The 9722-nt window shown below is 72.1% G+C and carries 9 protein-coding genes and 1 pseudogene; 4 read left to right on the top strand and 6 right to left on the bottom strand.

The features are described 5' to 3' along the window. Nucleotides 1-291 (top strand): annotated as a pseudogene (locus tag ACZ619_RS41000) (2-oxoacid:ferredoxin oxidoreductase subunit beta); the annotation flags it as partial. Between the two features lie 97 nt (nucleotides 292-388). Here the strand turns inward: ACZ619_RS41000 and ACZ619_RS40995 are convergent. Beyond that, on the bottom strand, nucleotides 389-802 hold the full coding sequence (locus ACZ619_RS40995; protein ID WP_469610605.1) for a winged helix-turn-helix transcriptional regulator: 414 nt from the start codon (nucleotides 800-802) through the stop codon (nucleotides 389-391). 92 nt (nucleotides 803-894) lie between these two features. On the opposite strand from ACZ619_RS40995, the gene ACZ619_RS40990 reads away from it, so the two are divergent. From ACZ619_RS40990 to ACZ619_RS40980, 3 genes are all read left to right on the top strand, one after another. Next, entirely contained in the window at nucleotides 895-1749 is an 855-nt protein-coding gene (locus tag ACZ619_RS40990) for an SDR family oxidoreductase (protein WP_469610603.1), read from the top strand. A 131-nt stretch (nucleotides 1750-1880) separates the two neighbouring features. Next, nucleotides 1881-2843, top strand: a complete 963-nt coding sequence (gene rarD / locus ACZ619_RS40985; RefSeq protein ID WP_469610600.1) for an EamA family transporter RarD — start codon at nucleotides 1881-1883, stop codon at nucleotides 2841-2843. A gap of 31 nt (nucleotides 2844-2874) precedes the next feature. Then, on the top strand, nucleotides 2875-3339 hold the full coding sequence (locus ACZ619_RS40980; protein ID WP_469610598.1) for a VOC family protein: 465 nt from the start codon (nucleotides 2875-2877) through the stop codon (nucleotides 3337-3339). Between the two features lie 48 nt (nucleotides 3340-3387). Here the strand turns inward: ACZ619_RS40980 and ACZ619_RS40975 are convergent, their stop codons facing one another. The 5 genes from ACZ619_RS40975 to ACZ619_RS40955 form a co-directional block, all read right to left on the bottom strand. Beyond that, the gene (locus ACZ619_RS40975; RefSeq protein WP_469610596.1) at nucleotides 3388-4665 is read right to left on the bottom strand and encodes a tetratricopeptide repeat protein; all 1278 of its coding nucleotides are present in this window, start codon (nucleotides 4663-4665) and stop codon (nucleotides 3388-3390) included. Between the two features lie 154 nt (nucleotides 4666-4819). After that, nucleotides 4820-5836 carry an ABC transporter permease gene (locus tag ACZ619_RS40970; RefSeq protein WP_469610594.1) on the bottom strand — a complete coding sequence of 339 codons (1017 nt, stop codon included), beginning with the start codon at nucleotides 5834-5836 and terminating at the stop codon, nucleotides 4820-4822. After that, nucleotides 5823-6857: an ABC transporter ATP-binding protein gene (locus ACZ619_RS40965; protein WP_469610592.1), complete on the bottom strand. Its 1035-nt coding sequence runs from the start codon at nucleotides 6855-6857 to the stop codon at nucleotides 5823-5825. The genes ACZ619_RS40970 and ACZ619_RS40965 overlap by 14 nt, the downstream gene beginning before the upstream one ends. A 57-nt stretch (nucleotides 6858-6914) precedes the next feature. Then, nucleotides 6915-8198: a LolA family protein gene (locus ACZ619_RS40960; protein WP_469610590.1), complete on the bottom strand. Its 1284-nt coding sequence runs from the start codon at nucleotides 8196-8198 to the stop codon at nucleotides 6915-6917. 297 nt (nucleotides 8199-8495) lie between these two features. Beyond that, the gene (locus ACZ619_RS40955) at nucleotides 8496-9506 is read right to left on the bottom strand and encodes a polyprenyl synthetase family protein (RefSeq protein ID WP_469610588.1); all 1011 of its coding nucleotides are present in this window, start codon (nucleotides 9504-9506) and stop codon (nucleotides 8496-8498) included. Nucleotides 9507-9722: the final 216 nt, after the last annotated feature.

The raw sequence follows: 9722 nt of genomic DNA, 5'->3' as shown, positions 1-9722 counted from the left end.
CGCGACCCGCAGACCGGCGACCTGACAGTGGTCGACGTCACCCCGGACAACGAGGCACAGATCGTGGTCCACGACGCCCACACCGCCTCCCCCACCACAGCCTTCGCCCTGTCCCGGCTCGCCGACCCCGACACCCTCCGCAACACCCCCATCGGCGTCTTCCGCTCCGTCACCCGCCCGGTCTACGACACGGAGATGAGCGAACAACTCGACACCGCCGTCCGGGAACAGGGCCAGGGCGACCTGGCCGCACTCCTCGCCGGCAAGGACACCTGGACCGTCGTCGGCTGAACCGGCCGTCAACAACCGTGAGCAGGACCCGGACGCCGTACAAGTCCGGGTCCCCCTCCCCGTCGGACCTTCCGTCAGGCCTTGCTCAGGCCTTGCGTCAGGCCTTCTTCCTGGCGTCGTACTCCTCGCGGGCCCGTTCCACGTCGGCCATGCGCCGCTCGGTCCACAGGGCGAGGTCGCGCACCTGACGGGCCGCCTCGCGGCCGAGGTCGGTGAGGGAGTAGTCCACGCGGGGCGGGATGACCGGCTTGGCGTCGCGGTGGACGAGGCCGTCGCGTTCGAGGGTCTGGAGGGTCTGGGTGAGCATCTTCTCGCTGACCCGGCCGATCGCGCGGCGCAGCTCGCTGAAGCGGAGGGGCCGGTCGAGGAGCTCGATCAGGACCAGGACGCCCCAGCGGCTGGTGACGTGCTCCAGGACGAGGCGGTAGGGGCACATGGTGTCGCCGACGACGTACTTCACCGTGCTCGGGCCGGTCGCGGGGGCAGGCACCTCAGAGGTACTTACGGTCATGCCAGTACCTTACTTCAAAGTGGGTACTTTCCTTTGGTTAGCGCACGCTCTAGCGTTAGTGCCAACGGAACCCCACAAGGAGATCGCACACCATGAGCATCGTTGTCACCGGAGCCACCGGACATCTCGGCCGTCACGTCGTGACGCAGCTGCTGGAGAAGGTCCCGGCCGAGCAGATCACCGCCGTCGTGCGCGACGAGGCCAAGGCCGCCGACTTCGCCGCCGAGGGCGTGAAGATCGCCGTCGCGGACTACAACGCCCCCGAGACCTTCGACGGCCTCTTCGCCGCCGGCGACAAGGTGCTGCTGATCTCCGGCAACGAGTTCGACAAGGGCCGCCCCGCCCAGCACAAGGTCGTCATCGACGCCGCCAAGGCGGCCGGTGTGGCCCTGCTGGCGTACACCAGCGCCCCGGGCAGCCTGAAGGCGTCGCTGGTGGACGACCACCGCGCCACCGAGGAGCTGCTGCTCGCCTCCGGCCTGCCCCACACCCTGCTGCGCAACGGCTGGTACCACGAGAACTACACCGAGAACCTCGCCCCCGTACTGGAGCACAACGCGGTCGTCGCCGCCGCCGGTGAGGGCCGGGTCTCCTCCGCCTCCCGCGCCGACTACGCGGCCGCCGCGGTCGCCGTGCTGACCGGCGAGGGCCACGAGAGCAAGACGTACGAGCTGGGCGGCGACGTCGCCTGGAGCTTCGCCGAGTACGCGGCCGAGATCGCCGGGCAGACCGGCAAGGAGATCGCCTACAACTCCGTGCCCGGCGAGGTGCTCCAGGGCATCCTCACCGGCGCCGGCGTGCCCGAGATGTTCGCCGCCATCCTGGTCGACGTCGACGCGTCGATCGCCAAGGGCGAGCTGGTCGTCGACTCGGGCGACCTCTCCCGCCTGACCGGCCGCCCGACCACGCCGATCTCCGAGGCCGTCACCGCCGCGCTCAAGGGCTGACCCGCCCGAACGGGCCCAGCCCCGGACCCACCCCCGCCTGTCATGACCGTATTCCGATACGGCCATGACAGGCGGGGGTTTCCGGCGCTACCTTCGTCCAGATGTACTGACTCAGGGGACGAGGAGGGCCGGTGGCCGAGATATCGAAGGGTGAACAGCGCGCGGGGCTGCTGAACGGCGTCGCGGCCTACGGGATGTGGGGCCTGGTGCCCCTCTTCTGGCCGCTCCTGAAGCCCGCCGGGTCGGTGGAGATCCTGGCCCACCGGATGGTGTGGTCCCTGGCCTTCGTCGCCGTCGCGCTGGCCTTCGTACGGCGCTGGGCGTGGGCCGGTGAGCTGCTGCGGCAGCCGCGCCGGCTGGCGCTGGTGGCGGTCGCCGCCGCCGTGATCACGGTCAACTGGGGCGTCTACATCTGGTCCGTGAACGCCGGACACGTGGTCGAGGCCTCGCTGGGCTACTTCATCAACCCCCTGGTCACCATCGCCATGGGCGTCCTGCTGCTCAAGGAGCGGCTGCGGCCCGCCCAGTGGGCGGCGGTCGGCATCGGCCTCGCCGCCGTGGTCGTCCTGACCGTCGGCTACGGGCAGCCGCCGTGGATCTCCCTCACCCTCGCCTTCTCCTTCGCCACCTACGGTCTCGTCAAGAAGAAGGTCAACCTCGGCGGCGTGGAGTCACTCGCGGCGGAGACCGCCATCCAGTTCCTGCCCGCGCTCGGCTATCTGCTGTGGCTGGCCGCCCACGGCGAGTCCAGCTTCCTCGGCGACGGCGCCGGCCACGCGGCCCTGCTGGCCTCCACCGGCATCGTCACCGCCGTGCCGCTGGTCTGCTTCGGCGCCGCCGCGATCCGGGTCCCGCTCTCCACGCTGGGGCTGTTGCAGTACCTCGCGCCGGTCTTCCAGTTCCTGCTGGGCGTCGTCTACTTCCACGAGGCCATGCCCGCCGAACGCTGGGCCGGCTTCACGCTGGTCTGGCTCGCCCTCTCCCTGCTCACCTGGGACGCGCTGCGCAACGCGCGCCGGGGTGCGCGGGCGCTCGCGGCGGCGGCGGAGGTGCCCCGGCCCGCGGTCGCCGAGACTCCCGCAAGCCAGGTGTGAGGCCGACGCCCGTCGGCTATAAGTGGGCGGCATGACGCAGACGCCCGCACCCCTGCACTGGAAGCTCGTCGTCGACGCCCGCGATCCGCACGGCCAGGCCGACTTCTGGGCCGCCGCGCTGCACTACGTGGCCGAGGACAACAGCGCGTTCGTGGAACGCCTGCTGGAGCTGGGCGCGCTGCCCGGTGCGGCCACGGTCGAGTACCACGGCCGCGCGGCCTTCCGGGACCTGATCGCCGTACGGCATCCGGACGATCCGTACGACGAGGAGCGCGGGCTCGGGCTCGGGCGGCGGCTGCTGTTCCAGCGGGTGCCGGAGGCGAAGTCCGGCAAGAACCGGCTCCACATCGATCTGCGGGCCGGGGAGGGCGAGCGCGCGGACGAGGTGGCACGTCTGGAGGCGCTGGGCGCGACCGTGGTGCGGCACGTGTCCGAGCCGGCCGGCGCGTGGACCGTGATGGCCGACCCGGAGGGCAACGAGTTCTGCGTGCAGTAGCCGCCCGCCGGGGAGCCTGCGGGTGTCCGCGTTCCCGGCCGGGGCCGCTCAGGCACTCCCCGCCGCGCGGCGGGCGCGGTCCGTGAGCCTGACCATCCGGGCGTGGGCCGACTCCAGCTCGTCGAGGTCGTCGGCCGCCGGGCCCTCCTCCGTGGTGAGGTACGTCCACAGGTCGATCAGGTCGCGGCCGAGGCGCAGCCCGTGCTCCGGATCGCGCACCGCGCGCCAGGCGGTTGCCGCGCTGCGCACGTTGCCGTACGCGCCCTCGGCGTCCCGCGCGTCGCGGCGCTGCCGGGCCAGGTCCATGGAGAGGTGGAAGGCGTGCAGCGGGTCGCCCGCCAGGTAGGCGATGTAGGCGGTCAGCTCCCGCAGGTGCAGGACCTCGGGGTGTTCGGTGCCGAGGGTCGCGGAGGCCTCGGTGACGGTGCGCTCCGCGAGCTCGGCCGCCGCCTCGATACGGCCCGTCCGGACCGCCTCGTTGATCCGCCCCATCGGTTCGGTGAGCAGGGCCGCGCCCTCCGCGGTCAGGGTCACGGGCTCGTCCCCGAGCACCTCCTCGGCGACGGCGTCGAAGCCGCGGGCGGGGGTGTGCTTCGGGTCGGGGTCGAGGAGGCGCTCCTCCCGGGTCGGGACCAGGAGGGGGGTGGGCGCGGGAGCAGGGGCGGGGGCTGGGGCCGGGGCCGGGGTGGGGGCCGGTGGGTTCATGACGGGGGGCGGGCCGAAGACTCCCGTGGGCGGCCGGACCGTGCCCGGCGCCGACGGCTCCGGCACGGACCGCAGGGGGAACGTCGGCGCCACGTCCCGCACCGGTGCGGGTACCGGTACTGGTACCGGCACGGAGGCCTGTACGGGCGCCGGTGCGGGCACGGCCGCCGCTGCGGGCACGGGTACGGGTGCGGGCGCCGGTGCCGGCTCCTCGACGGCGCGGAGCGGGTGGGTCGGCTTCTCCCGGCCGGGCAGGCGCCCCGGTGCGGCGGACGACGCCGGTACGTCCGCCCCGCCGGCACCCGTGGCCCCCTTCGGCTCGGCCGACGTACCCATGCGTACCGGGTCGCCGGTGAAGCTGCTGGAGCCGTCCAGGTTGACCTGGAGCGGGACGACGTAGCCGATGCGGACGTCGTGGACGGTGGCGAGGACGGGGCGGCCGACGGTGCGGGCGAGGTGCTGGAGGTGGTTGAGGACCGCCTGCTGCGGTTCCTCGCCGGGTCCCGTGAGCAGCGGTACGCCGTCCACGGACGCGGCGCGGTCCGTCACCCGGACGTCGACCGGCACCGGGCAGCCCTCTGCTTGGACTGCCCGCTTCTCCTCGCGGCTGAGTCGGGACATCGGCCCTCATTCCCCCGGCGTCACGATCCGGTCGTACCCGTGCGTACGGTCCAGTGTCTCCACTCGGCACGGCTCCCGAGTCACCACGACGTCACAGCCTCGCACCAGGAAGGGGGCCGGGTCCGCGCGGCGCCCTCGTGGGACGGCGCGCCCGTCAGGCGGTGATGTCCTTCGCCGTGAACCGCGCCCAGGCCGCCGAGCCGAACACCGCCGCGTACAGGGCCTGCAGCTCCAGGTTCCTGACCAGGTCGTCCCAGTAGACGGGGGCACGCATCAGGTCGGCGAAGGACAGCCAGTAGTGGGAGAAGAAGTACGGCTGGAGCGCGTGCAGCTGGGGGATCTGGTCGAGGATCTGGACGGTGATGAGCAGGCCGACGGTCGTCGCCATCGCCGCGATGCCGCTGTTGGTGAGGGTGGACACGAACAGGCCGAGCGCGGCGATACCGGTCAGGGAGGCCGCCACCACCAGGGCGATCAGCAGGGCGCGGCCGAGCCCTTCGGCGAAGGAGATCTGGGTGCCGGAGATGGTCGTCAGATCGCCGAGCGGGAAGAGGAGCGCGCCGACGGCGAGGGCGGAGACGGCCACCACCAGGGTCGCCAGCAGACAGAACACCATCGTCGTCGCGTACTTGGTGAACAGGAGACGGGTGCGGCCCGCCGGTGCGACCAGCAGGTAGCGCAGGGTGCCCGCGTTGGCCTCCCCGGCGATCGCGTCCCCGGCCACCACGCCGACGGCCATCGGCAGGAAGAACGGCAGGGTCGCGGCCAGGGCCGTGAACACCAGGAACAGTCCGTTGTTGGTGATCTGCGAGATGAACGCCGGGCCCCCGCCACCGCCCTGGCCGGCCGGTCCGTCGCCGCCCGTCTCGATCTTCACGGAGATGCCGACCAGGACCGGCACGGCCGCAAGGACACCCAGCAGCGCGAGGGTGCGCCAGCGCCGGAGGGTGGTGACCAGCTCACTGCGGAACAGCCCGAGGGACCACAGCGGGTTCGGCCGTACGACCGCCACGCCCTGCGGTTCCGCCGCCGTCTCCACGACCGCCGTGCGAACCCTGCCCGCCCCGTCGGCCCCTTCAGCCTTGCCGGTCCCGCCGGTCCCTTCAGCCTTGCCGGTCCCGTCGGCCCTTTCGGCCTTCTCGACCCTTTCGGTCTTTTCAGCCCGCGACATCGAACCCCTCCCCCGTCAGCGCCACGAACGCGTCTTCGAGCGAGGCCCGTTCGAGGGTGAAGCCCCGTACCCGGACGCCCGCCGTGACGAGCGCAGCGTTCACCTCGGCGAGGTCGCGCTCGGGCGGCTCGCCGGTCACCCGGTCCTCGGCGACGACGACGTCCGGGACGCCCTGTTCCTTGAGTACCCGGGCCGCGTCCGCGGTGTCCGGGGTGGTCACCACGAGCCGGCCGCGCGCCCCGGCGGCCAGGTCGGCGACCGCGCCCTGGGTGATCAGCCGTCCCTGCGCCATCACGGCCGCGTGGGTGCAGACCTGCTCGATCTCGTCGAGGAGGTGGGAGGAGAGGAAGACGGTCGTGCCGTCGTCGGCCAGTTCCCGCACCAGCGAGCGGATCTCCCGCATGCCCTGCGGGTCGAGGCCGTTGGTCGGCTCGTCCAGGACGAGCAGCCTGCGGGGCTGGAGCAGCGCGGCGGCGAGGCCCAGGCGCTGCTTCATGCCGAGGGAGTAGGCCTTGGCCTTCTTCGCCGCGGCGGCCGTCAGCCCGACCCGGTCCAGCGCGGTCTCGACCCGGGCGCGCCGGGTGCGCGGGTCGGCGGTCGGGTCGGCGGCGTCGTAGCGGACGAGGTTGTCGCGGCCGGAGAGGAAGCCGTACAGCGCCGGGCCCTCGATGAGGGCGCCGACGTGCGGGAGTACGGCTCGGGAGGCGCGGGGCATCGGGCGGCCCAGGACGCGGGCGGTGCCCGAGGTGGGCGCGATCAGGCCCATCAGCATGCGGATGGTGGTGGTCTTGCCGGAGCCGTTCGGGCCGAGGAAGCCGAAGACGCTGCCCGCCGGGACGGTCAGGTCGAGACCGTCCACGGCGAGCTGTCCGCCGCGGTAGCGCTTGGTGAGGCCGCGGGTCTCGATAACGCTCCCGCCGACCGGGGCGCTCCCGTCCGCCGGGGCGCTCCGGCTCGCCGGGGGCTCGTCCCCCGTTCCCGGGTCCTCCGGCTCCCGCTCCGTGGCGGACGGCTGGTCCATCGGCTCCCTCGATTCGTCGTGCGCAAAGGGTACTCAGGGCAGCCGTGCCGCCCCGGGTCAGCCCGCGTTGGCCGCCTTCACCAGCGCGGCCTTGTCCACGGCGCCGACGTACACCTTGCCGTCGTCCGTCATCAGGGCGTTGATCAGCCGGGTGGAGAAGACCGTGCCCTTGCCGAACTTGCCGGAGACCGGGTCGCCGAGCGAGCCGAGGAGGCCGCTCAGGTCGCCGCCGGAGGCAGAGCCGGTGGAACCGGTCGAGCCGCCGGAGAGGCCGCTCCCGCTGCCGGTGTCGAGGACGGCTATGGAGTTCCAGCCCTTGCCGAGGACCTCGAAGCCGTCCTTCTCCAGACCCTTCGCGGAGCCGTCACCGGGCGTCCGGGAGGCCTTGCCGCCCTTGTCCGACCGGTCGGTCCCGCCGGTCCCACCGGTTCCGCCGGACTTGCCGGACTTGCCGCTCCCGTCGTCCTCGGTGACCTTGGCGCCCTTGGGCGGGGTGAAGTCGAAGGTCGAGGCGGCCGGCTTCGCGAAGCTGACCTTGGTGTACCCGGCGTCGATGACGGCCGCGCCGCCGCTGGACGGGGTGAGCGTGAACTTCAGCGGGGTGCCGGTCTTGGCGTCGACGGCGATGCTGATCGCGCCGACCGTCGTACCGGACTGCTTGGGCTTGATGACCAGGCGGTAGGCGTCACGGCCGGCGACCTGCGCGGTGCCGTCGACGGTCACCGAGGTGGTGTCGTCGACCGACTTGAGGACCTCGTCGGCGAAGTCCTTCGGCGTGGCCGGGGTCTCGTGCTCCTCGGCCTTGCCGGAGTCGGCGACGGTGGAGTGGTAGACCTCGTTGGACTCGCTGTCGTAGCCCCACACGTCCGTGCCGTTGTGGATGAGGCTGTACTCGGCGCCGCTCTCCAGCAGCGACACCTTCTGCTTCTCGGGGCCGTCGGCGGCCACGCGCAGGGTGTGCGTGCCGGAGGCCAGCTCGGTGAGCTTGGTGGTGGGGTCGGCGGACGAGCCGTCGCCGCTGCCCTGCGTGGCGCCCGACAGCAGGCTGCTCTCCAGACCGCCGAGGTCGGGCAGCCCGAGGTCGGTGCTGATCTTCACGGTGCCGGACAGCTGCTGCACGTCCGACTTGGCGATCTTGTCGATGAGTTCCTGCGCGGTGATCTTCGGCAGGTCCGGGTCACCGGAGTCGGCGAGCGCGGGGACCAGACCGATCGTGGCCGCGGCCACCCCCATCACCGCGACCGGGACCACGTATCGCGCGGCCTTGCGCCGCCGCTCGGCGCGCGACTCGTCGTCGGTCAGCGCTTCCGCCGTGCTGTCGTCGGATTCGTACGGTGCCATGTGTGCCTTACCTCCGTCGTCGGCGGCGGCCGTCCTCGCACGTGTCCCACCCTGAGCCGCCATTCTCACCCAAATCAGTGAGTGGTGGTGATTTCCGTGGTTTCCATCTCACCAAATCGGGGGCACGGAAGCGTCAGACCCGGGAGCCAACTCCGCGTACGACTGGGGTATGACACCGGGGTCGCGGTGTCCCCACCGACCCGTAGGGGTCGTGCGGCTCAGGCACATGGGAGAGCCGCGGCAGATTCCCGAACTCCGGGCAGGCGGGCAGGCGGGCAGGCGGGCAGGCGGGCAGGGTCAGCCGGCCCGGTGGACCACCGCGTCGCACAGCTCGATCAGCGCGGCCTTGGAGTCGCTCTCCGGCAGCGGGGCCAGCGCGGCCCGCGCCTCCTCCGCGTACCGGACGGCGTCCCGGCGCGCGTGGTCGAGCGCCGGGTGCGTCCGCAGGGCCGCCAGGGCCTGCGCGTGCCGTGCGTCGTCGGTGAGGTCGGAGTCCAGCAGCTCGCACAGGGCGATGTCCTCGGCGAGCCCCAGCCGGGCCGCCCGCTCCCGCAGCCGCAGCACCGGAAGGGTCGGGACGCCCTCACGGAGGTCCGTCCCCGGGGTCTTCCCGGACTCGTGGGAGTCGGAGGTGATGTCCAGGACGTCGTCGGCGAGCTGGAAGGCGACGCCGAGCCGTTCACCGTACTGGGTGAGGACGTCCACGACCGTCTCGTCGGCGCCGGACATCATCGCGCCGAAGCGGCAGGAGACCGCCACCAGCGAGCCGGTCTTGCCGCTGAGCACGTCGAGGTAGTGCTCGACGTGGTCGCGCCCGTCCGTGGGGCCGGCCGTCTCCAGGATCTGGCCGGTCACCAGCCGTTCGAACGCGAGGGCCTGGACCCGCACCGCCTCGGGCCCGAGGTCGGCGAGGATCTGCGAGGCGCGGGCGAACAGGAAGTCGCCGGTGAGGACGGCGACGGAGTTGCCCCAGCGCGTGTTGGCGCTGTCGACACCGCGTCGCACGGAGGCCTCGTCCATGACGTCGTCGTGGTAGAGCGTGGCGAGGTGGGTCAGCTCGACGACCACGGCGGACGGCACGACGCCGGGCGCGTAGGGGTCGCCGAACTGCGCGGCGAGCATCACGAGCAGCGGCCGGAACCGCTTGCCGCCGGCCCGCACGAGGTGCTGGGCGGCCTCCGTGATGAACGGGACCTCGCTCTTGGTGGCCTCTAGCAAGCCTTCCTCGACAGCCGTCAATCCGGCCTGGACATCGGCTTCCAGAGCCTGGTCCCGCACGCTCAGCCCGAACGGCCCGACGACGGTCACGAGGGGTCTCCTGTCTGCTGGTGTCTACTGGCGCTTACACGGTTTGTCGATAGGTCGCTGCCATCACTCAAGTCAGCGTATCCGGTCAGGATTCGATCACCGAGGGCGCCCACGGTTACACCATGGGCGCTATCGGATCACGACCGGTATGTTTTTGATCAGCCGATACGACCTGACATCCCCTGACTTAACAGGATGTGCCGACAGTTGTCCCGA

The organism is Streptomyces sp. NPDC104367, assembly GCF_055583825.1.
The sequence above is the reverse complement of the archived record's forward strand: the minus strand, read 5'-3'. Positions and strand labels throughout refer to the sequence as shown.